26 protein-coding genes and 1 tRNA gene are annotated in these 20,826 nt (G+C 60.8%); 14 read left to right on the top strand and 13 right to left on the bottom strand.

The window, feature by feature from the left end; translation table 11 throughout:
• Positions 1–3: 3 nt before the first annotated feature.
• The gene (locus tag ABIB95_RS30795; protein WP_354244964.1) at positions 4–315 is read right to left on the bottom strand and encodes a hypothetical protein; all 312 of its coding nucleotides are present in this window, start codon (positions 313–315) and stop codon (positions 4–6) included.
• 178 nt (positions 316–493) lie between these two features.
• On the opposite strand from ABIB95_RS30795, the gene ABIB95_RS30790 reads away from it, so the two are divergent.
• From ABIB95_RS30790 to ABIB95_RS30755, 8 genes are all read left to right on the top strand, one after another.
• Entirely contained in the window at positions 494–1,696 is a 1,203-nt protein-coding gene (locus ABIB95_RS30790) for an ImmA/IrrE family metallo-endopeptidase (protein WP_354244961.1), read from the top strand.
• Complete coding sequence (locus ABIB95_RS30785; protein ID WP_354244958.1) at positions 1,689–2,114, top strand: hypothetical protein; 426 nt, start codon at positions 1,689–1,691, stop codon at positions 2,112–2,114. Before ABIB95_RS30790 ends, ABIB95_RS30785 begins: the two co-directional genes overlap by 8 nt.
• 230 nt (positions 2,115–2,344) lie before the next feature.
• A complete protein-coding gene (locus ABIB95_RS30780; protein WP_354244956.1) occupies positions 2,345–2,761 on the top strand; it encodes a hypothetical protein in 417 nt (138 codons plus the stop codon).
• Positions 2,725–2,994: a helix-turn-helix transcriptional regulator gene (locus ABIB95_RS30775; protein WP_354244953.1), complete on the top strand. Its 270-nt coding sequence runs from the start codon at positions 2,725–2,727 to the stop codon at positions 2,992–2,994. Before ABIB95_RS30780 ends, ABIB95_RS30775 begins: the two co-directional genes overlap by 37 nt.
• On the top strand, positions 2,987–3,493 hold the full coding sequence (locus ABIB95_RS30770) for a helix-turn-helix transcriptional regulator (RefSeq protein WP_354244950.1): 507 nt from the start codon (positions 2,987–2,989) through the stop codon (positions 3,491–3,493). The genes ABIB95_RS30775 and ABIB95_RS30770 overlap by 8 nt, the downstream gene beginning before the upstream one ends.
• A 266-nt stretch (positions 3,494–3,759) precedes the next feature.
• Complete coding sequence (locus tag ABIB95_RS30765) at positions 3,760–4,044, top strand: hypothetical protein (RefSeq protein ID WP_354244947.1); 285 nt, start codon at positions 3,760–3,762, stop codon at positions 4,042–4,044.
• A 367-nt stretch (positions 4,045–4,411) separates the two neighbouring features.
• Entirely contained in the window at positions 4,412–5,563 is a 1,152-nt protein-coding gene (locus ABIB95_RS30760) for a tyrosine-type recombinase/integrase (protein WP_354244944.1), read from the top strand.
• Between the two features lie 49 nt (positions 5,564–5,612).
• A tRNA-Leu gene (locus ABIB95_RS30755) sits at positions 5,613–5,689 on the top strand.
• Between the two features lie 99 nt (positions 5,690–5,788).
• On the opposite strand, the gene ABIB95_RS30750 is transcribed toward ABIB95_RS30755, so the two are convergent.
• Positions 5,789–6,808, bottom strand: a complete 1,020-nt coding sequence (locus ABIB95_RS30750; protein WP_354244941.1) for an outer membrane protein — start codon at positions 6,806–6,808, stop codon at positions 5,789–5,791.
• A 1,102-nt stretch (positions 6,809–7,910) separates the two neighbouring features.
• On the opposite strand from ABIB95_RS30750, the gene ABIB95_RS30745 reads away from it, so the two are divergent.
• Positions 7,911–8,402 carry a septal ring lytic transglycosylase RlpA family protein gene (locus ABIB95_RS30745; protein WP_094184040.1) on the top strand — a complete coding sequence of 164 codons (492 nt, stop codon included), beginning with the start codon at positions 7,911–7,913 and terminating at the stop codon, positions 8,400–8,402.
• 96 nt (positions 8,403–8,498) lie between these two features.
• Here the strand turns inward: ABIB95_RS30745 and ABIB95_RS30740 are convergent, their stop codons facing one another.
• From ABIB95_RS30740 to ABIB95_RS30730, 3 genes are all read right to left on the bottom strand, one after another.
• Positions 8,499–8,987, bottom strand: coding sequence for a cyclic nucleotide-binding domain-containing protein (locus ABIB95_RS30740; RefSeq protein ID WP_354245260.1), 489 nt, complete (start codon positions 8,985–8,987; stop codon positions 8,499–8,501).
• Positions 8,988–9,183: 196 nt separating this feature from the next.
• Positions 9,184–9,822: a ferric reductase-like transmembrane domain-containing protein gene (locus ABIB95_RS30735; RefSeq protein ID WP_354244938.1), complete on the bottom strand. Its 639-nt coding sequence runs from the start codon at positions 9,820–9,822 to the stop codon at positions 9,184–9,186.
• Between the two features lie 11 nt (positions 9,823–9,833).
• The gene (locus ABIB95_RS30730) at positions 9,834–10,322 is read right to left on the bottom strand and encodes a peptidase associated/transthyretin-like domain-containing protein (RefSeq protein ID WP_354244935.1); all 489 of its coding nucleotides are present in this window, start codon (positions 10,320–10,322) and stop codon (positions 9,834–9,836) included.
• A 369-nt stretch (positions 10,323–10,691) separates the two neighbouring features.
• Here ABIB95_RS30730 and ABIB95_RS30725 point away from each other — a divergent pair, with 369 nt between their 5' ends.
• Positions 10,692–12,446, top strand: a complete 1,755-nt coding sequence (locus ABIB95_RS30725; protein WP_354244932.1) for a SulP family inorganic anion transporter — start codon at positions 10,692–10,694, stop codon at positions 12,444–12,446.
• A 13-nt stretch (positions 12,447–12,459) separates the two neighbouring features.
• Here the strand turns inward: ABIB95_RS30725 and ABIB95_RS30720 are convergent, their stop codons facing one another.
• Positions 12,460–12,909: a DUF3085 domain-containing protein gene (locus ABIB95_RS30720; RefSeq protein ID WP_071909249.1), complete on the bottom strand. Its 450-nt coding sequence runs from the start codon at positions 12,907–12,909 to the stop codon at positions 12,460–12,462.
• Positions 12,906–13,145, bottom strand: a complete 240-nt coding sequence (locus tag ABIB95_RS30715) for a hypothetical protein (protein WP_085400900.1) — start codon at positions 13,143–13,145, stop codon at positions 12,906–12,908. Before ABIB95_RS30715 ends, ABIB95_RS30720 begins: the two co-directional genes overlap by 4 nt.
• 170 nt (positions 13,146–13,315) lie before the next feature.
• Here ABIB95_RS30715 and ABIB95_RS30710 point away from each other — a divergent pair, with 170 nt between their 5' ends.
• The 3 genes from ABIB95_RS30710 to ABIB95_RS30700 all read left to right on the top strand — a co-directional run bounded on the left by ABIB95_RS30710 (position 13,316) and on the right by ABIB95_RS30700 (position 15,078).
• The gene (locus ABIB95_RS30710; protein ID WP_354244927.1) at positions 13,316–13,483 is read left to right on the top strand and encodes a hypothetical protein; all 168 of its coding nucleotides are present in this window, start codon (positions 13,316–13,318) and stop codon (positions 13,481–13,483) included.
• 58 nt (positions 13,484–13,541) lie between these two features.
• The gene (locus tag ABIB95_RS30705; protein ID WP_071909248.1) at positions 13,542–13,760 is read left to right on the top strand and encodes a hypothetical protein; all 219 of its coding nucleotides are present in this window, start codon (positions 13,542–13,544) and stop codon (positions 13,758–13,760) included.
• Between the two features lie 310 nt (positions 13,761–14,070).
• Positions 14,071–15,078, top strand: coding sequence for an LLM class flavin-dependent oxidoreductase (locus ABIB95_RS30700; RefSeq protein WP_354244923.1), 1,008 nt, complete (start codon positions 14,071–14,073; stop codon positions 15,076–15,078).
• A gap of 12 nt (positions 15,079–15,090) precedes the next feature.
• On the opposite strand, the gene ABIB95_RS30695 is transcribed toward ABIB95_RS30700, so the two are convergent.
• Genes ABIB95_RS30695 through ABIB95_RS30670 form a run of 6 tightly spaced genes read right to left on the bottom strand, consistent with a single transcriptional unit; the run spans position 15,091 to position 19,707 of the window.
• Entirely contained in the window at positions 15,091–15,966 is an 876-nt protein-coding gene (locus tag ABIB95_RS30695; RefSeq protein ID WP_354244921.1) for an amidohydrolase family protein, read from the bottom strand.
• Positions 15,967–15,979: 13 nt separating this feature from the next.
• Positions 15,980–16,372, bottom strand: coding sequence for a RidA family protein (locus ABIB95_RS30690; protein ID WP_354244918.1), 393 nt, complete (start codon positions 16,370–16,372; stop codon positions 15,980–15,982).
• Between the two features lie 25 nt (positions 16,373–16,397).
• Positions 16,398–17,201, bottom strand: a complete 804-nt coding sequence (hpaH, locus tag ABIB95_RS30685; protein WP_354244915.1) for a 2-oxo-hept-4-ene-1,7-dioate hydratase — start codon at positions 17,199–17,201, stop codon at positions 16,398–16,400.
• Positions 17,202–17,204: 3 nt separating this feature from the next.
• The gene (locus ABIB95_RS30680; protein ID WP_354244912.1) at positions 17,205–18,065 is read right to left on the bottom strand and encodes a fumarylacetoacetate hydrolase family protein; all 861 of its coding nucleotides are present in this window, start codon (positions 18,063–18,065) and stop codon (positions 17,205–17,207) included.
• Positions 18,066–18,120: 55 nt separating this feature from the next.
• Positions 18,121–18,738: a flavin reductase family protein gene (locus ABIB95_RS30675; RefSeq protein WP_014491471.1), complete on the bottom strand. Its 618-nt coding sequence runs from the start codon at positions 18,736–18,738 to the stop codon at positions 18,121–18,123.
• Positions 18,739–18,741: 3 nt separating this feature from the next.
• A complete protein-coding gene (locus ABIB95_RS30670; RefSeq protein ID WP_354244908.1) occupies positions 18,742–19,707 on the bottom strand; it encodes a Bug family tripartite tricarboxylate transporter substrate binding protein in 966 nt (321 codons plus the stop codon).
• A gap of 129 nt (positions 19,708–19,836) precedes the next feature.
• Here ABIB95_RS30670 and ABIB95_RS30665 point away from each other — a divergent pair, with 129 nt between their 5' ends.
• Positions 19,837–20,646 (top strand): IclR family transcriptional regulator, encoded by an 810-nt coding sequence (locus ABIB95_RS30665; RefSeq protein ID WP_354244905.1) that lies wholly within the window; start codon positions 19,837–19,839, stop codon positions 20,644–20,646.
• The last annotated feature ends 180 nt before the right edge of the window (positions 20,647–20,826 follow it).

Raw genomic sequence — 20,826 nt, 5'->3', positions numbered from 1 at the left:
GTCCTAGCCCAGCAGTTTGCGCTCAATCTCCGTGGTTGTCTTCCTCACATCGGCGGTGTTGATATTCCATCGCCACCATAGCGTGCCAAGGGACAGAACGGCAGGAGCAAAGCTCGCGCCAATGAGAAAGAAAGCGAGATAGATACTGGCCGGATCATCTGCTTGCACCGCAGCCCACACCAGTAGACAAAACAGCCCTACCGCTGCAATGGTGTTGACCTCAGCGGCGATGCGGTACTCGTTGAAAAACTGGACCTTCCTTAGTTCTAAAGTCGAATGGAGGTCGAGTACTTCATTTTCCAGTTCGAGGGACATTTCCGCGAGGTCGCTCCGCTGTTCAAGTCGCGTTCGCCGCAACGCAGCGAGCTTAGCTAGACGCTCGATTCGCTTCGAAAGAGGGGAGCTTGCGAACTCGGCTATGGATTGAAGAAGTGCTGTTCCGAGATGGAGCCCAACTCCCAGTTGCAATACGCTAGAGAAATCGCTTAGTTTCATGATCAACCGTCCGGCCTCGGAAGAAATCGTCTTGGCGTCAATAAAGCACAATGTAGCTAGACTACTACAAGTTCGTGGTCTTACCGAACGCGATTTGGGCGCGCGTGTCGGTATGGAGCCGGACGAATTCCATCATTGGCTAGACGACCCGCCGAAACGAAAAGAGACGGTGGTCAAAAAAATCGCCACTGAACTTCTGGTACCCGATTTTTACCTTTTTGCTGAGGGTGAAAGTCTAGTCCCAGCGTCAAGCATCGCTGATTTTCGTTTGTCGACTCCCGCCCGCAGAGCGTACCAGCGGGACACGCTTAAGGCGATCGATCTTGCAAAAAGTATACAGAGCGACCCGCTAGCACGACTAGCTTTCCATTCAAATCGTCGGCTGACTGAGATCATTCCAAAGTCTTGGACGCCGGAAGAAGCAGCATCCAAGTTGCGTGCCGTAATTGGACTGACTGATGATCTGCAGTCAGAGATTGGCGACGCGCGGCAGCTTTATGTTCGTCTTCGTAGGTGGGTCGAGCAATTTGAAACGCTTGTGTTTCAATTTAGCTTTTCGATTGAGGACGGTGTCGGGTTCGCGGTAGCCGGGAATAATACGTTTGATGCTATCGTTGTAAATACACTTGGCCAATCTTACTCGCGTCGTCTATTCACACTCGCCCACGAGATATATCACTGTATCTTAGGTGAGACAGGCATTTCCGATCCTGACGTTCTTAACAATGCGGTCGAGCGAAAGTGCAATTTATTCGCCGTCAATTTTTTGGCTCCGCGCTCTCTTGTTAGCTCGGCAGCACAAAGGACGATCACTTCAAAGCAGTTCAAGATAGATGAAGTGAGGGCGTTTGCTAAAATCACGAAGATATCTCTGTATGCTAGCGTTCTTCGCCTCGTCGAAACCGGATACTACGGTGACCGGGCGATAGCGGCATGGCACGCGTTTATCAAAGCCTCAGGGAATCCAGATTTCGTTAAGTCTGGAGGTGGTGGCAAAAATCGGCAGCCTGAATGGAAGTATAAGCTGTCACGATACGGCTCGCGGCTCGCGGAAATTTATGATCCTGCCATTCGGGCCGGGATAGTTGACGATCTGGATTTTTATCGACTGTCCGGAATTAAGCCGAAGTACCAGTCCGACTATTTCAGCAACGCCCCAACGGCGTTGTTGACTGATGAGGTGGACGAGCCCGATGCCTGATGGCACCGCGTTCACCTTCGATGTGAAAGGTTTGCTGGCTTGGTCGACATCGTCCGGCAATCAATTTGCCGTGGCGCAAGAAGACGTGGCTAGCGGCAAGGTGCGCATTTTTGCGGCTGCTTACAATGAATTCTGCGAAGTCTACGAAGACGAGTCGGTGACGATTGCCGGGCTCAAAGTTAAGCGCGAGCAGCTAACAGAGGAGCACCGAACATCAATCATAGCCATCGCCGATCGTGCTAAAGCAACGTTTGGACGTAAAGGACCTAACGATAGCGCTGTTGACTGGAAAATTGCCGGCGTTGCCTCATGCGAGAAACTTGTTGTTGTGACTGACGAAAGCAGGAAGCGCCGATACCTGAACGTCGATGGAATAAAGGCCGTTACATTCGAAGAATATATTTCAACGCACGAGTGATAAAGCTGCAGCGAAGCGCCGACTTATCGCCATCCCCAGGCGGCGGCGCGAGAACTACCAATTCATCGGGCGGGAAGTCTTCTTCGCAGTGATCGCAACGAGGCGTTTCGTTCATGCTTAGTCACCAGAAGCAGGCGGTGTAGCAATTTTAGCTACAACTTAGACGTTTGACAGGCGCTCCTCACTACGACACTGTGTTGACTGGGGTGTAGCCGGGTCGGGGGGGCGATATGCAAAAAATTCACGGCGTTGCCGCGCTGACGGCTGCGTTGCTGCTGGCCGGTTGTTCTTCGACGCCAGCCGATCTTGAGGCGAAAGCCACGCCCGTCGTTCGAACGTACCGAGAGAATTACCAAGAAATCTATCGGCGCGTTTCTACGACCGCGAAGCGTTGCTTTGCCGGCAACGTCGGGGCCTACGCGTCCTTTGCCGTCGACTCGGACCTCTATTCCGAACTTGGGTACGGCGAAGCAACGCTCTCATTGATCAATGTGGGGACGCGCAACTACTACCTTTCCGTCCGCGTCGAAAAGGACCCGGCCGGCTCAAAGTTGACGGTACGTTCTGGGAACACGCTGGCAAGCGAGCGTTACAAAAGCCTGATCCTGGCTTGGGCCGATGGAGACCAGAACTGCCCCATGATCTGATTGGACCGCGTTGGCGTACGACTCCGCATTGGCCCCGCGGTCCGACAAGGATTCTGAGTTATGCCGAGCTGAGTTCGGCTCGCGGAATTACCTTCAGTCGCCGTCATCTACAGCGGTTGGAAGACGGAAAGAAATTCCCTATGCGAGTTCGGCTTGGGGAAAATAGAATTGGGTGGGTTGAGACCGAGATTGACGAGTGGCTCTCGGCAAAGGTCGCGGCAAGAAATGTTTGATCGACGTGGGCGACATGAAAAGGACCCCAATCCTTACTGGCCACGCGGGCTTAACCGTATTCAGGCGGCAACATACATCGGAGTGTCGCACGCGCTCTGGGATAGGATGGTTGCGGCTGGCGACATGCCAAAACCAAAGCGGTTCTATGGCCGCACCATATGGGACAAGATCGCAGTAGACAGGCTCTTCGATCTGTTGGACGGCGGGAATTCGTTGGACTTGGCCGGCGAGGAGATATTCGAATTTGCAGCCGGTCCGCCAATCAGCGAGTGGCCGATAGAGACGCGTCCGCTGCCACAGCTTCAAGAACGCGCATTGGCCCACATGTACGAATTTCGGGAAGGGCCGTTCTTCCGCGCTGATGGTTGCGGCCAGAAGACATACGCTGCGCTTACAGAACTAGGACTTGTAGAGATAGTTGGTGAAATTGGGCCCGGCAAACCAACGTATCGACTTACTGAGCTGGGGCTCAAGAAGGGCGAGTACCTAAATGCTTGATGCCGAGTTCTAGCAATCGACGAATCGCTTCCGGTCGAGACAAGTTCGCCTCTTGTTGTCGCTTGATCCAATCGTCTAGCGCCGACAACGGTGCATCGAGCAGTCGGACTCCAATTAGCGTGCCCTTGCCCGTGGTGACTGGACGGCCGCGTTGCCTTTTTGTGTTAACACGAATTGACTTTGCCATGAATTAGGGTTAGCACAAACTCAAGCCGGAGGGAAGTTACAGCTTCCGCTCCGGCTCTAACCCAGCGCAAGGACGTGACATGCACAAGGCTGCCCGCGTGATTAGCACGCCACCCACAGACGTGCCCACCATGATCAGAAAGCTATTCGAAGCCCGGCGCGTCGTCGAGAATAGCCCCGACGACGAAAGTGGGATGAAGAAAATGGCGGATGTCTACGCAGCCGAGTCGGCAATTCTGTCCGCACCGCTGAAGACGCGGGCCGCCGTCCTGGCCGCTCGAACGACGTTATACGAAGATGGCCAAATTGATTTCGCCGATCATTTCAAGGCGCAGCTCGTCATGAGGCTGCTGCAGGCTATCTAAGCTTCGCCGATTCGATGCGAAGCGCCGTCCATGCGACTTAGCATGGGCGGCTTTCCGTCCGGCTGCGATCAAGTGGAAACACCAAAGAAATCCGAACCAAACTCGTCTAAAACCATCATGTTGATTTTCCTGGCCCGGAATCGCCCCGGACCGGCTTCTCATTTCAGGGGAATAGAATGGAGTTGCCTGCGGCAGCTAACGATAACAAGATTGGTGCGATCTACAAATTTGAAGAAGCCGCCGAAAAATTGCGAGTCAGCAAACGACGCCTGCAAGAGCTTGTTAAGCTGCACCCACACTACGCGAAAAACGGCAAGGTCTATCTGTTTTGTGAAAACGATATTGCGTTGATTTGGGAGGGGATGCGATGCCGTTGCGACTCGTCAAACGGAAAGGTTCTGAACACTGGTACGTCCGCGGCACCGTCAGAAACAAAAGTGTTTTCGAAACTACTGGAACAGACGACAAGAAAGCGGCGGAACAAATCCTCACTAAACGCGATGCGCAGCTTTTAGAGGAAAGCATCCACGGACGAACGGCTACTATCACATTCGCTGAGGCGGCCAGTTCTTACATTGCCAGTGGCGGCTCACCTCGATTCTTAGGAGAATTCAAAAACGAGAAGTGGACCGGATTAATCGGCGAGTTCGGGACTCGCAAGCTGAACACGATCACACAATCCGATTTGGACGCAGCAGCGACCAAGTTGTTTCCATCTGCACAGTACATGACAAAGAACAGGCAGTGCCATGCGCCGTTCATTTCCGTTTGGAATCACGCGGCACGCAACAAGTGGGCTGATCCGCGTCAATGGGTACGCCCTCGAAAGCCGAAGGGCACGATGTTGAAGTTTACCCAAAAGAAAGTTCGCGCTGGCACTAAGCCGGTTGGTTACGACAGGGCTGCTGAATTTGTTCTGGCTATGTCGCCTGCCCCGGCCATGCTGATGACTGCTTTTTTCTATACGGGTATGCGGCCAATTGAATTGTTTACGCTGGAGGCCGAACAGGTTTCAATCAAGAACCGCTGCATCACGCTTGAAGCCAGCAAGAGCGGTGAAGAACGCGAAGTGCCAATGCACGAGTTTCTCGTTCCGCTATTCACCGGATTATGCAAGCGAGGCGGGTTCCTGTTTAGGACTCCCCGTGGTGAGCCATACGAGCCAAAAGAAGATGGCGGTGGTCAGATGAAGACGGCCATCAACGGCGCTCGCAGGCGGTCTGGGATTAAAGATATAGCGCCTTATACCGGCCGCCATTCCGTCTCTACGCAACTGGTGGTCAACGGCGTTCACCAATTCGTCAAAGACCAGATCATGGGGCATGCGAAGCCAACCAACGATATGAGCAGACACTACACCAACGTCCCGCGCCCTCAGTTGCTCGATGCCATCAACACGCTGCCAATCATTGATCGGTGGGCAAACGCGCCGTGGATGAAAGACCCGATCGCGTGGGCGTCGAAGCTTGCCGAAGGCACTGGTAAGCGCAACGACTTGCTGCCGAAGAAGATAGCGTGACCCGTGCAAAATCAGTGCAGGTCGGAATATCGATGCAAGATATCGCTGTGCTGCAATGCTATCTGACTTGTACCCTCACCATTGGTAATGGAGAGGTCGACAGTTCAATCCTGTCTGGCAGCACCAGTTTCCTCAGAAAATCGCCTTCTTCCGTTGCCCGGTTGCCTCCTGGGAGGGGCCGGACGTGTCGTCCCCCCCTCCGATTCTCGCAGTGATCGAGCTGAGCTAGAAGCCGAAGCCGATGCCGCCGGCTGCGAGATGGTGCGATGTGCCGCCGAAGCTGGCCGTCCACGGGCTGGTCGCAGCATGAGCGGGATTCACGGTGGAGCCGAAAACCTGATTCACATCGCCGACGTACAGATAGCGGTACTCGCCGAACAGGTAAGCGCCGCTGTTGCCGAGGGCGAAGCGCGCACCGGCCTTGGCCTGTGCCGCAAAGGTCCAGGCTGAGGAGTCCGGACGCGCGTTGAAGTGGTTGATGCCAGGCTCGGCCGGGTCGGTCTGTGTGGACGTGGCGCCGTTGATGGAGACGTTCGCGGCCCCGATCCCGCCACCGATATAGGGCGTGATGCCTTGATAGGGCGTGTTGAAGCCGACAACCATGTTCGCCAGCAGCACCGTAGTGCGCGTCGGGAAAGTCGTGTCGAAGGAGTGCTCTGCAAATCGGTCTGTGGGTGTCACCAACGTCGCACGCGGCTGGTTACCTGCCAGATAGAAACCTTCGATCTCCAAAGCGGGCCGCAGATACGTACCATACGACCATTCATAACCGAGATGCGCGCCACCGAACCCGACGCCGCCGCTACTGGTCCGCCCTGTGGCGTCGACAGCCAAGGGGCCCCCGACGGCCTCAACGAAAAAGACGGTGCCGAGCTGGCTGACGTCAGTGCCGCCGCGACTGCCGCCGCCACCGAACACACCGACATAGGCACCGCCGGTGCGCGCCGGCGCGACTGCGGGTCCCTTGTTGTACATCGCATAAGCCTGCGCAGGCGGTGCTACCGCAACCGTCTCCCTCGCGGCGTCGCGTCCGGCTGGCTTGGCTGCCGGTGCAGCCGCCTCTCGCGGAGTGACCGTGCGCCGCTCCTGTTTGGCCTGCTTCAATTCGGCGCGCAGCTCGGAGATGGTCTGCTGCTGCGCTTCCAGCATGCGAAACAGTTCGGCGTTGGAGGGAACGTCCTCGGCATGGGCGGCGCTCGCCGTCATCAATCCCGCGGCCACGATGAAACATTTACGCGCTGTCATTTGATACCCCGCCCCTCGGTTGCAAATCATCGCTGACACTATGGAACCTGGTCAGGCCATCGCAAAGATATCGCGTCCGCGGATGCGACCGTTTGAGGCACCTAAGCTGGCGATTCCGAACCCATGTGGATTTTGAGCGACACGCACCCCGCGTCTCGATCAATCCCATCGGGCAACACGATTCTCAATTCACGCATGAAGCGGCATTCTCGCGGCATGAAACGCCCGAGTTTTGCTCTCCTCTTTCGCCCTCTTCCGTGAAGAGGCCGCAGGGAAGGCCGGGTGCCGGCTGACACCCATGATCCGCTGCGCCAGGAATTTGCACACGCAAATGCGCAGGCGGGAAACAGGTGGGCCGGAAAAACACCCGGCCTTCCCTGCGCGATGGTCTGACGGCTTATGCGCGCTCTCCCCGGAGCCGAGTTCCTTCTGGCCTCCGTCACCTCGCGAATTGACGATGCCTCGAAACCCGGTAGAGCCCCGATCCATCTCCGCAAGGCTTGACCGTAGCAACGACGGTCAGGACCACGCGTTTTCGCCGTACGCAGCGATCCAGCTCCGCCCAAGGGCTTCGCCGGACACAGGCGCCGTCCGTTCCGCACGCAGTCAAGGCCCTCACGAGGTTCATCTCGCCCTGGTCCTGCCTTCGCGTGCCCGGCACTGCCGCGTCCACCGCACCCCGGCCCACGTTCGCGACGACGTACGATCGCCCCTCTTCTCGGGTCGGGATGGTGGAGAGAATGCCGCAATTCCGAATTTCGGTAAAGTGGAATATTTTTACTGCAGAGGATTGACGGGTTTGTGCGAGCGGCGGGTGTTTTGCCCGACGCATCAATTAGCGCGAGCGTGTCGGCTTTTGGCGACATCGCATTTGTCACTCGCCGCAGGTTCCATCAGGTCATGCTGCTGACGCATTCTCTGTCTTAGACGGGGACAACCTAAAACACTGCGTGCGGACCGCTCTGGTTCGCACATCGGTTCCGTAGCCAGGGGTTGGCTCGAATCCGCAAAGCACTGGTGCAAGTTCGTGAACGCTTCCGCGTTCGCTTGACCGTGTTTGCGGTGTCGGAACCGGACGATCGAAAAAATCACAGGAGTTATAATGCTGTTCCGCTCGAGCGCCGCAATTTGCGGCGCCCTGGTTGCGCTTGCCGTTTCTGTTCCCGTTGATCGAAGTGAAGCGTGTGAAGTTCACTCAAGCGCCGTCGTCGATGCCGCCTCCGGGGAGGCGATCGTTGGCGCCGCATCCATGTACAATCCGTTCAAGCCCGGCAAGGAAGAGGGCGGTCCGAACACAGCCTCCGGCGAGCGCTATGATCCCTCTGTCTGGGCGGCTGCCATCAAGACGAATTTGCGCGGGAAATTTGGTGGGGTCCAATTTGGCGCGAGGCCGAAATATGCCCTCGTCGAGGCCGTCGGCAAGAAGGTCATCGTCAAGATAAATGACGTGGGGCCATTAAGGCCTGGCCGCATCATCGACCTCAACGAGCGGACGATGCGCCATTTCGATCCAAGCCTGGAGCTCGGAGTCATTGTTGGCGTAAGAGTGATCCCACTTTCAGGGGACGATTGGATCCCGGGACCGGTGGGCTGAACGTCCCACGCGAAGTGGCGTGGCCCGGATGGAGCGCGAGCGTAATCCGGGACCGTCAGCCGCGGAGCGAACTTGCGGCGGCGCAGAGAAGCACAGTCATCTCGCGGGGGTTTCGTCTTCGTCCGCCTGGTGTCCGGTGAGGCGATCGTCGGCACGGCGCAGCCGCCGGCATAGCTCGCGATTGATGTTCTGCAGGACGATCACATAGGCGTGGATATCGGCCTTGTAGCAGGCGTAGAGCTTTTGCGCCGTCAGCTCGTACAGCACCGTCGGACTCTCCGCGACCACCGTGGCGGAGCGATTTTGCATTTCAATCAGCGTCATTTCACCGAAGAAATCGCCAGCCTCCAGAACGGAAATCGGGATGACGCTCCCCGAGTTCGCCTGCTTGCTCACCGCCAGCCGGCCGGATTTGACGATGAACAGCGAGCGTCCCGGCTCGCCCTCCGCCACGACGGTCGCGCCGGCATCAAAGCGGCACTCGACCAGCATCGAAATCAGCAGGTCGAGGCTTGGGTCCGGAAGACCGCCGAAGAACGGCGTCGCGAGCAGGAACGTTTTCAGCTCGGGGGCACTGACAACCATCGCGCTAGGATACGCCCCGTCGCTATCTGCGACAAGCGGAGCGGAGATCGGCGCTGACGACGCCGAACGTGTTTGAACAAGGCGGTCAGCAAAAGTTTCGTAGGATGGTAGAGCGCTTGCGAAACCCATCATGCTTCCGCGCAGACAAAGTGCGATGGGTTTCGCTTCGCTCTACTACGCGCTACGCGCGGCCATGTCACTGCGGCGCAGTGCCCTCGCCGCGCAACGTTCTTCGCTTTCGCCACACCTGCAGGTCGATCATGCCTTTTACGGTTGCCGCGAGGACGAGCGCGCAGAGCGCCGCCTTAGAGATCGTCTCCATCGTCCCCTCGATCAGCAGGCAATGGACCACGCTGCCTGCGACGATGACGATCGCCAGCGGCATGTGAATGAAGCGCCAGGTTCGCGGTCGCAGTCCCAATCGCCGGCGCAGGGCGGCCAAAAGCGCGACCGCGAAGATGGCCCACATGGCGGTTACGCCAAAGGGAGAGAATGGCGTCGGCGATGAGAAGGTCAGCGCGTCGATCATGTCGGGCGGGCTGGTGATCCAGAGGCCAACGACATGGATCACGATCGCTGCGACCAGCGCGCCGCCGATCCAGTGATGCGCACGCCGTCCGCGATAGGCCGGAAATCCCGGCAGATATCCGCCGATCAGCAGGGGCTGAACGAGCACGAGACCGAGGGCAACAATCCCCGCAAACCCGGCCATGATGTAGAGCGGACCGCGCCATGCGAGCTGCTCGCTTCCCGCTGCCGCGGCGATCGGCACGCCAATGGCCAAAGCAAGGGCGACCCAGATCAGGATCACCCGGGCCAGTCTCCACCCCTTCATTCGCAACCCGGTCAGGCCGGCTGCAGGACGAAGTGCGCTTCCAGGCTCGTCTCCTTCGCGCTCCGCATCACCGGCCGCAGAAAGACGGTCTTGAACTCATCGCTGTCATAGGCGAGGTGACCATGCGGCTGGCCAAAGATCGGAATGATCTGCGGCATCTCAAGCCGGAACTTGCCGTCCTTGTCGGTGAGCGTGGCGCCATGACTTTGCGGCTCGTGCTCCTGCCCTTCGGTCGTGTGCGCCCAGATCTGGATGCGCTGCCCGGCAAGTGGAGCCCCGTCGCCTGCGCGGCGTACGGTGCCGCTCATCCAGAAGCCGCCCTTGCCGATCCTGTCCACGATCGCCGCGCCCTTGCGGTAGTTGTTCGCGCCACCCGACATCGACTCGGTCGGTGCGAGGCCTTCCGCACGGGCAGGCAACAGGAGCCCGGAGACCCCGGCCGCCAGGACCGAGCCGCCGGCGGCGAGGAGATAGCGTCGGTTGAGTACGACCATGGTCATGTCAGTTCCTCCTCGACCCGTGCAGTGGCTTCGCCGAGGGTACAACAACAGGCGCAAAACGCCCAGTTGAGACAAAGGGCGCCATAGGTCGCAATAACAGGGTTGTGAACGGAGGCACAGGCCACTCAAACAGCCGCGAACGAACGCCATTCTCGCGGCATGAAACGCCCGAGTTCGGTTTTGGTCCTTCCCTCTCGTCCGTGAAGAGGGCGCAGGGAAGACTTGGTGCCGGCTGGCACCCATGGCCCGCTGTGCTGCTTCGGCCATAGCGCCGGGCCACTGTTCAGCCTGCTGCGGGCGTAATAGCCTGATCGGTCCAACACATCATGCGGGGCAAACTTGCTCAATGCGGGCTGGGAGAAACCATCAATGAAGCGCTGGTTGCCCGGACTCGACACTCTCCGTCAATATGAAGCAGCATGGCTTCCGCACGATATCTTCGCCGGCATCGTCCTGGCGACAATGCTGGTCCCGGTCGGCATTGCCTATGCAGCTGCATCGGGCCTGCCGGGCATCTACGGTTTGTACGCAACGATCGTGCCGCTGCTGGCCTACGCGCTGTTCGGCCCAAGCCGCATTCTCGTCCTTGGCCCGGACTCGGCGCTGGCGGCAATACTCCTTGGAGTCATCGCTCCCTTGGCTCAGGGCGATCCCCTGCGGGCCGTGACACTCGCGGGCATGATGGCGATTGTCTCAGGGACGGTCTGTATCCTGGCAGGTGTCGCGCGCCTTGGCTTTATCACCGAGCTTCTCTCGAAGCCGATACGCTACGGGTATATGAACGGAATTGCCCTGACCGTATTGATCAGCCAGCTGCCCAAGCTCTTCGGCTTTTCCATCGAGAGCGAGGGGCCACTGCGAAGCCTGTGGGCGATTGTCAGCGCGATCCTTGGGGGGCAGATAAACTGGGTCGCGTTCGCGATTGGCCTCGCCACGTTGATCGTGATCCTGCTTCTCAGGAACAACAAGCGGGTACCGGGCCTTCTGATTGCGGTCGTTGGGGCTACGCTCGTCGTCGGGGTGCTTGATCTCGGGACGCAATACGGCGTCAAGGTGCTGGGCCCCCTTCCCCAGGGCCTGCCCGGTTTCGTTGTCCCATGGATCACCTCCAGCGACCTCGTGCCGGTGCTGATCGGCGGTTGTGCAGTAGCGATGGTTTCGTTTGCCGATACGAGCGTACTTTCACGTACCTATGCTGCGCGATTGGGGTCTCGGGTCGATCCCAACCAAGAGATGGTCGGGCTCGGTGCCGCCAATCTGGCGACGGGATTTTTCCAGGGCTTCCCGATCAGCAGCAGTAGTTCACGGACACCCGTTGCGGAAGCCGCCGGTGCCCGCACTCAACTCACCAGCGTCGTAGGCGCGCTTGCCATCGCGTTGCTCCTCCTGGTCGCGCCGAGCCTGCTCCAACATTTACCCACCGCCGCATTGGCCGCCGTCGTCATCGCATCGGCGATTGGCTTGATTGAAGTTGCCGACCTCAAACGAATCTATCGCATTCAACGGTGGGAATTCTGGCTGGCGATCGTCTGCTTTGTCGGTGTAGCAGTATTCGGAGTCATTCCAGGAATTGGTCTTGCGATCGCAATCGCTATCATCGAGTTCCTGTGGGACGGTTGGCGCCCACACTCCGCCGTATTGGGGCGCGCCCACGGCGTCAAAGGCTATCACGACATCACACGATATCCGGATGCGCGCCGGGTCCCCGGGCTGGTCCTGTTTCGCTGGGATGCACCTCTGTTTTTTGCCAACGCCGAATTCTTCAGGGAACGCGTCCTGGATGCCGTAGCGACATCGCCAACACCCGTGCGTTGGCTAGTTGTTGCCGCGGAGCCGGTCACGAGCGTAGACGTCACCGCCTGCGACGTGGTTGCCGAACTGGACCGATCGTTGCACGCGCAAGGCATAGAGTTTTGTTTTGCCGAACTCAAAGATCCCGTGAAGGACAAGCTGAAAAGATTTGGCCTCTTCGCGCAGCTTGGAGAGAATTACTTCTTCCCGACAATCGGCGTAGCCGTCGCCCGCTATCTCGAAACCAACAACGTGGAATGGGAGGACTGGGAGGACGACGATGTGCAAGGCTTGGAGAGAGTAGCGGGCCAAGATACCGCGTCTGGTCCTTAGCCGAGATTCAGACTCAAACCCGACAACTGCGTCCTGACGTGGTGTCATTTTTGTCCCGGATGCGCAGCGATTGCAGTCGTATGCTCGCCGTCCCTTTTTCGACGACAGCCACCGTCATCGTGTCGGGCTCGAAGGTCACCTCGAGGTCGGCGCCGGCATCGACGGCAGTGCCGATCATCACCAGATCGACGAATTCCCTCCCATCGTTATCGCCGAAGATGGCGCGCTTGATACCCAACCAACTTTGGACCGGCACCCTGACCGGGTCGCATTCGTTTGCGTAGGCCAGAGTCACGCTGCCCCGAGGCCTGGCGCCGTTATGCACGAGATAGATGCCTTGGCCACCGACAAGCCAGAAACCGGGCGAATCTCGACCGTTCATGGCTCGCACCGAAACCGGCCATTGCCGGACGGCCTCGTTCCAAAGCGCCTTCAGCCTTGCATGAGGGAAGGTCAGCTTCACTGAAGTTGGTTCCGCCGAGCTGCGTAGTTACGAGTTGCGATCGCGTCGGCAATCTGGTCGCGTGGCACAACGCACACGATCTGGGCATCATTCGGCAGGGCGAACGTCAGCCAATAGGTTTCGGCGTCGTACGCGGCGATCACCACGACGGCTTCGACGTAGGCAGCCTTGCTGTTGTCGGCGACGGAAAACCCAGCGTCCGTCAGCGCGGTGCGTTCCTGTTCGTCAAACTTCACGGCGTCATCTCGTGTCTGGAGGACGCCCCCGCGACTCGCGGTTTACCCACACCGCTTACGGAAACCTCGTTAAATCGCATTAAGGTTGTGAAGGATCGGCAATGTCCGGCGACGACGGGAGCCCGACGACTCAAGCGTCACGGCTGCGCGAACGAGACCCAAGCCATTGAATGATCCTTTTTGTCAGCGCCGCGTCCCTCAATATTCAGCAGGCATCCACTGGTGGCGCCGCAGCGCCCTGCCGCGACTGCGTCCAGATGTCGCGCTCCTCGTCGATGGTCAGGACGATCGGCATCGGCTTCGGCTGGATCGGTTGTTACCGCGATTTAACTGGCTGATCTCTCCGGATCGGGCGAGGGCTGCACGCGAGCACACCGTCCGCGAGAACGACCAACAATGCCGGAAATTGAAATCACCGACGAGTGCCGCGCTCTGATTGCGGCCGAGTTCCCGTCCGACGATACCGGACAACGCATGGCAAGCGGCAAATGGCAGATACAGATCGATGAGGTGACGTGGCAAATGCTGCACAAGGCACGGCGGCCCGGCGAGTCAGTATCGGACTGCATCATTCGCGTTATCATCATCATCCAGCACAAGCGCGGCTTGCTGTAGCTGCCGCCAACGGGAAAGGTGCCGGCCACATCTCGACCGAACCGACAATCATGGAGGTTCGTCCCTCGACCCCAGAGACGTGGAATAGGAACGGCAGAACAATTCACGAGATGGAGCCAAAACTAGTAAACGGAGGACGATTTCGCTCTTGAGAAGCAAAAAGGTAAATCCTGGCCCGCTACGTCGTTTCTGACGTTAGCACAGCAGGTTTGGATTGCATTTGCGCGCTACGGCCGCGCTAACATTTCCATAATAAGCCACTACATGTCAGGCCGCAGCGCACATCCCACTCCCACCCGGTACGCCAAACATGATCCCCTTCTCCGTGCTCGACCTCGCTCCCATCCGAAGAGGTGGCGATGCGGCGCAGGCGTTCCGCAATTCGCTCGACCTCGCCCAGCATGCCGAGGCCTGGGGCTACAAGCGGTTCTGGCTCGCCGAGCATCACAACATGACGGGCATCGCCAGCGCGGCGACGTCGGTGGTGATCGGGCATGTCGCGGGCGGGACCAGGACGATCCGGGTCGGGTCCGGCGGAATCATGCTGCCGAACCATTCGCCGCTGGTCATCGCCGAGCAGTTCGGCACGCTCGAGTCGCTCTATCCCGGGCGCATCGATCTCGGGCTCGGCCGCGCGCCGGGCACCGATCAGTTCACCGCGCGGGCATTGCGGCGCGACCTCGCCACCAGTTCCGAAAACTTTCCACACGACGTGCTGGAGTTGCAGGCGCTGCTCGGTGATGTCCAGCCAAACCAGGCGATCCGCGCCGTGCCCGGCTTTGGGACGAAGGTGCCGCTCTGGATCCTGGGATCGAGCACCTTCGGCGCGCAGCTTGCCGCGATGCTTGGGCTGCCCTTCGCCTTCGCCTCGCATTTCGCGCCTCAAATGATGATGCCGGCGCTGCGCGAATATCGAGCGCGCTTCGAGCCGTCGGCGCAGCTCGACAAGCCTTACGCGATGGTCGGCGTCAACGTGTTCGCCGCCGACAGCGACGCGGAAGCGCAGCGGATGTTCTCCTCGCTTCAGCAGCAGTTCATCAACCTGCGCCGCGGCACGCCCGGGCCGCTGCCGCCGCCGGTCGACGACATGGACGCGCTGTGGTCACCGGCCGAGAAGGCTATGGTTAGCCAGTCGCTGTCCTGCTCCGCCGTCGGCTCGCCTGACATGGTCGAGGAGAGGCTGAAGGCGCTGATCGCCGAGACCGGCGCGGACGAGCTGATGACGACGGGCCAGATCTACGACCACGCCGCGCGGCTGCGCTCGTTCGAGATCGCAGCCGAGGTGCGCGACCGGCTGGCGGCGCAGCCGGCGGTGTGAATCAATTCCGCCCTAGTCCGGAAAGCCGAACAGCTTTGCCGGATTGTGCACCAGGATCTTCTCCAGCTCGGCCTGGTCGGGCGCGTAGCGGTACATCAACTCGAGCAGGTCGGCGTCGTTGGGCGGCTGCTTGACGGAGACGGGATGCGGCCAGTCGCTGGCCCAGACGCAGCGGTCGATGGCGGCCTCGATATAGGCGCGCGCGATCGGGATCACGTCGTCATAGGGCGGGCCGGCCTGCGAGGTCTTCTCGCCGAGCGACAGCATGACCCAGAAATTGCCCTTGGCGAGCAGCTCCAGCATCTTGCGCAGGTTCGGATCATCCTTGCCATTCGAGGGCACGGGCCGCGCCATGTGATCGATCAGCACGGGGACGTCGAGATTCTCGTACTTGGCGACGCTGGAGATGATGCCGTCCTTCTCCGGCTGGATCTTCACATACCAGCCGAGCTCGCGGATGCGCGCGATGGCGCGGGCGAAATCGGCGTCCGACAGCACGGCGCCGAGCTCCTGGCGGAAACTGAAGCGCGCGCCGCGCACGCCCGCGTCATGCAGCTTGGCGAGATAAGCGTCGTTCGCCTCCGCGAACACCAGTGCGTTGGCGCAGCCGCGATAATTCGGGCCCATCGCGGCGAGGCCGTCGAGTACGACGGAATGATCCGCACCATAGGTCGTGGTCTGCACGATGATGCCGCGCTCGATGCCGAGCGTCTTGTGCACGCGCAGCGCTGCTTCCCAGGTCGCGCTCGGCATCCGATAGGCCGCGCCGGGGCGCTCCGGATATTTGTCGATGGGTCCGAGCACGTGAAACTGGCTGTCGACAGTCTTCGGCGGCGGCGTCTTGACCGGGCGACGGGGATTCGGATCGAACGGCAGATAAGTCGGCATGCGCAAAGCTCCCTCAGTCGATCACGGCGGTGAAGTCGCACTGCACCAGCGCGCCTCCGTCCATATTGTCCATCTGCAGCGCGTGACGCGCCGGGCGCGAATGCTCGTCCGGAAACATTTTCAGCCACTCGACATTGACCGGGCCGCGCTGCGTACGGTCCTTCAGCCACACCGTCATCTTGATGATGTCGTCCGTGGTGCCGCCGGCGGCTTCCACCGTCGCCTTCATATGCGCGAACATGTTGGCGCATTGCGCGTCCAGGCTCGCAGGCATCACGCCGGCCGCATCACGGCCGAGGATGACACCGGACATCACGAGATTGCCGATGCGGCAGGCGTTCGGAATCGGGTTGGCGTGCTTGAAGCCACCGATGTGGATGCTCTTGCGCCGCGTTTGACCCGTCATGATGCGCTCCCTCTTATGCATTGGTTCAGACGAACTGGCACGACACCGAGCCGAAGACGCCATAGTCGGCGTGGAAGGTATCGCCGCGGCGGATGTCGACCGGCCGCGTGAACGATCCCGCCAGCACCACTTCGCCGGCCGCGAGATGTTCGTCATGCGGCGCGAGGCGATTGGCGAGCCAGGCGATGCCGTTGGCGGGATGATTGAGCACGCCGGCCGCGAGCCCGGTCTCCTCGACCTCACCATTGCGGAACAGCAGCGCGCCGATCCAGCGCAGATCCGCGTCCATCGGGCGGAACGGCCGGCCGCCCAGCACCAGCGCGGCATTGGCCGCGTTGTCCGAGATCGTGTCCATGACTTTACGCGTCTTGCCCGTTTCAGGGTCGACGCGATGCATGCGCGTCTCCAGGATTTCGAGCGCAGGCGTGACGTAGTCGGTGGCGTTGAGCACGTCGAAGATGGTGCAGTCAGGCCCGCGGAGCGGCGCCTTCAGCACGAAGGCGAGCTCGACCTCAATGCGCGGCGCGTGAAAGCGGTCGAACGGAATCGGCGTGGCGTCGGCATAGAACATGTCGGCGAACAGCACGCCGTAATCGGGCTCGGAGATGCCGACCGCGTTCTGCATCGCCTTCGAAGTCAGGCCGATCTTGTGCCCCTTGATGATGCGGCCGCGGTCGAGCTGAAGCTTCGTCCAGGCGCGCTGGATGGCGTAGGCATCCTCGATGGCGAAGTCGGGATATTCCTTCGAGAACATCGGGATCAGCGTCTTGCTGCGCTCGGCCTCATCCAGGCGCGCGGCCAGGCGTTCGATCGTGGCGGTATCAAGCATGGCTTACTGCTCCGCGGCGACGGCGTTGCGCAGCACGCCGATGCGGCTCGACTCGACCTCGACGACGTCGCCCACCCTAAGCCAGCGCGGCGGATCGAAACGCGCGCCCGCGCCCGTCGGCGTGCCTGTTACGATCAGGTCGCCGGGCTTCAGGGTGGCAAAGGTCGAGAGATAGGAGATCAGGAAATCGAACGGGAACATCAGCCGCTCGGTCGTGTCCTGCTGCCGCACCTCGCCGTTGACGCGCGTGATGATGTCATGAGGCCCGCGCGGATCGAGCTCGTCAGACGTGACGATCCACGGCCCGATGCTGCCGGAGCGATCGAAATTCTTGCCCTGGGTGACGTTGAACTTGCCGTGACGCAGCCAGTCGCGGATCGTGCCCTCGTTGCACAGGGTCATGCCGAAGATATGCGCGAAGGCCTGTTCGCGCGGGATGTGACGGCCGCCCTGGCCGATCACGATGACGAGCTCGCCCTCGTAGTCGAGCTGCTCAGATACATGAGGCTTCTCCAGCGGCTGGCCGGAGCCCGTCATCGACGAGATGCTGCGCACGAACAGACTGGGATATTTGGGCAAGTCCGAACTGTCTTTATACTCGGCGTTGCGCTCGGCGTAGTTGACGCCGATGCACCAGAGCTTTTCCGGCGCCAGCACCGGCGGAAGCAGGACGAGGCTTTCCAGCGCGTGGTCGGGCTTTTGTCCGGCCACCGCTTCCTGCGCGTCCGCGAGCGCGTTGGCCGCGATCAGCGCTTTCACGTCGGAAAAATCGCGTCCGATCCGCCTGGTCAGATCGACGACACCGCCATCCACCACCGCGCCATAGCGCGGCTCTCCGTCCAAGAGATAGCTTACGAGTCGCATTGTCGTGTTCTCCAATGGTCTTCAGGCACGAGGGCCCGCGCGATAGGCCGCGCGCTCAGTCTTTGGATTTGGGCGTCTGGAAGACGGTGTTCAGCGTCACGATCTCGCCGAGACGGGCGTAGCGCGGGCCGCCGATGCGCGCGATCGGGTCGAGCGCCGCGGTCTCGACCTTGCCGTCGTTCACGAGGCCGTCGCGGATGTGGAACATCACGACCTCGCCGACGATGAGCCGGCTGCGAGCCTCGCCGAATTCGAGGCACTGCCGGAAACGGCACTCCATCGCCACGGGTGCCGCCGCAAGCCGCGGCACCTTGATCCGCTCGCACGGCAGCGTCTCCAGACCGAGATGCTCGACCTCGCTGATTTCAGGCGGATGCTCGACCGAGCTGTCGTGCACCGCGGACATCAGCGGGGTATCGGCGATGTGGATCACATATTCCTCGGTGTCGAGGATGTTGTGCGCGGTGTCCTTGTAGTCGGCACCCTTGCGGCCGACGCTGATGGCGAGCATCGGCGGCTTCTGCGAGACGAAGGTGAAGGCGCTGAAGGGGGCGAGGTTGAGCACGCCGGAGCGCGACAGGCTCGTGACCCAGGCGATCGGGCGCGGCACCACGATGCCGGTCATCAGCCGGTAGATGCGCTCCGCGCCGAGCTCGGTGGGGTCGATCCGCATCGATCAGTCAGCCTTGATGTTGGCCTTGCGCACGACCGGAATCCACTTGGCGTCCTCGCGCTCGAGATAGGCCTTGAACTCGGCCGGCGTCATCGGGGTGGATTCGCCGCCAAGCTTTTCGAACTTGTCGATCACACCGGGATCTTTCAGGATCGCAATCAGCGTCTCGTGAAGTTTGTCGACGATCGGCGCCGGCGTGCCAGCAGGCGCGAACAGGCCCGTAAAGGTCTGGCCGTCGAAGTCCTTGTAGCCGAGCTCGACGAAAGTCGGCACGTCAGGCAGCGACTTCAGGCGGTGCGGGCTGGTGACGGCAAGCGCACGGAACAAGCCGGCCTTGATGTGCTGGAGGCTGACCGTGAGCTGGTCGAATGCGAACTGCACCTGGCCGCCCAGGAGATCGTTGATCGCCGGCGCGTTGCCGCGGTAATGCGCGGTGACCCATTGCAGGTCGAGGCTCGACTGCATCAGTTCGCTGAGCAGATGGTTGGTGGTGCCGGGGCCCGGCGAGGCCATGGTCAGCTTGCCGGGCTCGCGCTTGGCGAGCTCGATGAATTCCTTGAACGTCGTGGCCTGCACGGACGGGTGCACTTCGAGCACCAGCGGCGTCATCGAGATCGTCGAGATCGGAAGAAAATCCTTCTTCCAGCTATAGGCCTCGCGCTTGTTGATCTCGGTCGCGAACAGCACCGGGCCGTTGGCGCCGACGAACAGCGTGTAGCCGTCGGGCGCCGATTTCGCGAAGGCTTCGCCCGCGATCATGCCGCCGGCGCCGGCCTTGTTCTCGATGATGAAGGGCTGGCCGAGCTTTTCCTGGAGCTTGTCGGCGACGATGCGCGCGGCGCTGTCGACATTGCCGCCGGCCGGATAGGGCACGATCAGCTTGACGCTGCGCGCCGGCCATTGCTGGCCCGATGCGGGTCCCGCCAGCATCGCGGCTGCGGCAGCTATGGCAATCCAGATTAATCTCATGTTAACCTCCCGGCGGCGCTTCCAATTCCATATCGAATGCCGTGACGTCGCGCATGGCGCTCGATCGCGGCGCAATCTCCAGATGAGCGCTTTACCTGTCGAGTGAATTGTGGCGTTCTTGTCCATAATATGGACAAGACAAACTCCGCAAGATCCGCCCGCGGAACGGCAGAGCCGCGACAGGGCGCGCAGGCGATCCGGCGCGCGCTCGCGGTGCTGCGTATTCTTGCCGCAGGCCGCGAAGACGGCGTGCCGCTGGCCGAGGTCGTGCGCGCGACCGGCCTCACCCGCCCGACCGTGCATCGCATCGTCCACGTGCTGATCGAGGAAGGCATCGTCGAACGGTACGAGCGAACCGGCCGCTACGCGATCGGCAACCAGGTGCCGGAGCTCGCACTTGCGCGCCCGCGGCCGTCGCGGCTGCTGGTCGCGGCAAATCCGTCGCTGCGGCGTGCCTCCACCGAGATCGGCGACACGCTGTTCCTGACGGTGCGGACCGGCAACGACACGCTGTGCGTCGATCGCAGGATCGGCATCTATCCGATCCAGGTGCTGTCGATCGAGATCGGCGCGCGCCGGCCGCTCGGCGTCTCTAGCGCAGGCGTCGCCATCCTCGCCGCGATGCCGGCGCAGGATGCGCGAAAAATCGTCGCGGCCAACGAGAAGCGATTCGGGGCCTACCGGACCGACGTCGCGACGGTGATCGGCCAGATCACGGCCGCGAGACGGCTGGGATACGGCATGAGGGAGATCGGCCTCGTGCAGGGCACGAAATCGATCTCCACCTGGATCAAGACCCCGGACGGACAGCCTGCCGCGGCGATCACCGTCTCCGCCGTTCGGACGAGGCTCGGCCCGCGCCGCGAGCATGAGGTGGCGGAGATTTTGCTGCGGGAGGCGCGGATCATCGAGCAGGCGATCGGCGGGAACGTTAGCTAGCGCGGACGGTGCCGCTTCACCTCTCCCCGCTTGCGGGGAGAGGTCGGATCGCCCCCGGCGATGCGAAGCATCGTCCGGCGCGATCCGGGTGAGCGACTGTGTTCGCTGTCAAGCGGGTTGCCATGGTGTTTTCGTCCTGATCATGACGTTGAGGATGGTCAGCAGCTTGCGGGCGACGGC

It is taken from the genome of Bradyrhizobium sp. LA2.1 (assembly GCF_040547725.1).
Taxonomy (GTDB): Bacteria; Pseudomonadota; Alphaproteobacteria; order Rhizobiales; family Xanthobacteraceae; genus Bradyrhizobium; species Bradyrhizobium barranii.
The sequence above is the reverse complement of the archived record's forward strand: the minus strand, read 5'-3'. Positions and strand labels throughout refer to the sequence as shown.

Excerpts from the sequence above, each read along its gene's own strand:
- ABIB95_RS30795 (WP_354244964.1), bottom strand. The coding sequence starts at position 315 with ATGTCCCTCGAACTGGAAAATGAAGTACTCGACCTCCATTCGACTTTA.
- ABIB95_RS30790 (WP_354244961.1), top strand. The coding sequence starts at position 494 with ATGATCAACCGTCCGGCCTCGGAAGAAATCGTCTTGGCGTCAATAAAG.
- ABIB95_RS30785 (WP_354244958.1), top strand. The coding sequence starts at position 1,689 with ATGCCTGATGGCACCGCGTTCACCTTCGATGTGAAAGGTTTGCTGGCT.
- ABIB95_RS30780 (WP_354244956.1), top strand. The coding sequence starts at position 2,345 with ATGCAAAAAATTCACGGCGTTGCCGCGCTGACGGCTGCGTTGCTGCTG.
- ABIB95_RS30770 (WP_354244950.1), top strand. The coding sequence starts at position 2,987 with ATGTTTGATCGACGTGGGCGACATGAAAAGGACCCCAATCCTTACTGG.
- ABIB95_RS30765 (WP_354244947.1), top strand. The coding sequence starts at position 3,760 with ATGCACAAGGCTGCCCGCGTGATTAGCACGCCACCCACAGACGTGCCC.
- ABIB95_RS30760 (WP_354244944.1), top strand. The coding sequence starts at position 4,412 with ATGCCGTTGCGACTCGTCAAACGGAAAGGTTCTGAACACTGGTACGTC.
- ABIB95_RS30750 (WP_354244941.1), bottom strand. The coding sequence starts at position 6,808 with ATGACAGCGCGTAAATGTTTCATCGTGGCCGCGGGATTGATGACGGCG.
- ABIB95_RS30745 (WP_094184040.1), top strand. The coding sequence starts at position 7,911 with ATGCTGTTCCGCTCGAGCGCCGCAATTTGCGGCGCCCTGGTTGCGCTT.
- ABIB95_RS30740 (WP_354245260.1), bottom strand. The coding sequence starts at position 8,987 with ATGGTTGTCAGTGCCCCCGAGCTGAAAACGTTCCTGCTCGCGACGCCG.
- ABIB95_RS30735 (WP_354244938.1), bottom strand. The coding sequence starts at position 9,822 with ATGAAGGGGTGGAGACTGGCCCGGGTGATCCTGATCTGGGTCGCCCTT.
- ABIB95_RS30730 (WP_354244935.1), bottom strand. The coding sequence starts at position 10,322 with ATGACCATGGTCGTACTCAACCGACGCTATCTCCTCGCCGCCGGCGGC.
- ABIB95_RS30725 (WP_354244932.1), top strand. The coding sequence starts at position 10,692 with ATGAAGCGCTGGTTGCCCGGACTCGACACTCTCCGTCAATATGAAGCA.
- ABIB95_RS30710 (WP_354244927.1), top strand. The coding sequence starts at position 13,316 with ATGATCCTTTTTGTCAGCGCCGCGTCCCTCAATATTCAGCAGGCATCC.
- ABIB95_RS30705 (WP_071909248.1), top strand. The coding sequence starts at position 13,542 with ATGCCGGAAATTGAAATCACCGACGAGTGCCGCGCTCTGATTGCGGCC.
- ABIB95_RS30700 (WP_354244923.1), top strand. The coding sequence starts at position 14,071 with ATGATCCCCTTCTCCGTGCTCGACCTCGCTCCCATCCGAAGAGGTGGC.
- ABIB95_RS30695 (WP_354244921.1), bottom strand. The coding sequence starts at position 15,966 with ATGCCGACTTATCTGCCGTTCGATCCGAATCCCCGTCGCCCGGTCAAG.
- ABIB95_RS30690 (WP_354244918.1), bottom strand. The coding sequence starts at position 16,372 with ATGACGGGTCAAACGCGGCGCAAGAGCATCCACATCGGTGGCTTCAAG.
- hpaH (WP_354244915.1), bottom strand. The coding sequence starts at position 17,201 with ATGCTTGATACCGCCACGATCGAACGCCTGGCCGCGCGCCTGGATGAG.
- ABIB95_RS30680 (WP_354244912.1), bottom strand. The coding sequence starts at position 18,065 with ATGCGACTCGTAAGCTATCTCTTGGACGGAGAGCCGCGCTATGGCGCG.
- ABIB95_RS30675 (WP_014491471.1), bottom strand. The coding sequence starts at position 18,738 with ATGCGGATCGACCCCACCGAGCTCGGCGCGGAGCGCATCTACCGGCTG.
- ABIB95_RS30670 (WP_354244908.1), bottom strand. The coding sequence starts at position 19,707 with ATGAGATTAATCTGGATTGCCATAGCTGCCGCAGCCGCGATGCTGGCG.
- ABIB95_RS30665 (WP_354244905.1), top strand. The coding sequence starts at position 19,837 with ATGGACAAGACAAACTCCGCAAGATCCGCCCGCGGAACGGCAGAGCCG.